The sequence below is a fragment of the Allobaculum fili genome (assembly GCF_020969955.1).
Taxonomy (GTDB): domain Bacteria; phylum Bacillota_I; class Bacilli_A; order Erysipelotrichales; family Erysipelotrichaceae; genus Allobaculum; species Allobaculum fili.
This window is the reverse complement of sequence record NZ_JAHDSX010000130.1, coordinates 1-331: the sequence shown is the minus strand read 5'-3', so window position 1 is coordinate 331 and position 331 is coordinate 1. Positions and strand designations below refer to the sequence as shown.

1 protein-coding gene is annotated in these 331 nt (G+C 49.2%); it reads right to left on the bottom strand.

Annotation, left to right across the window (positions count from 1 at the left end):
* Positions 1 to 251, bottom strand: a 251-nt coding sequence (locus Afil_RS10815; protein WP_369413432.1) for an HTH domain-containing protein, incomplete at its 3' end; no start/stop codon positions are given.
* Positions 252 to 331: the final 80 nt, after the last annotated feature.

Genomic DNA, 331 nt, shown 5'->3' with positions numbered 1-331 from the left:
TTATCACCGGTCTTTTTCTGGCTCTGGGAGATGAGATAGGCAGTGTTGGACATTCTGCTCTCCCCGATGATTGCCGGATCATATCCGAGCTTCACAAAGATCTCCCGTGGAAGGCAGCCCTGGTTGTAAAGGCGAAGGAACTCGGCCTTGAATTCGTCAGTGAATTTGAGCGTGGTTGGAAAGACAGCCTTTGTGTATGGATTGGCTGCCAGAGCTGACATCTGTTCTTCGCTGAAGCGATTTCTGTTCATAATGGTCTCCTTTGGGGATTTCCGTCACGAACAGTATGCGGGCTGAAAGTGATCAGCGAAAGAACGTCGATTAGAAAGTG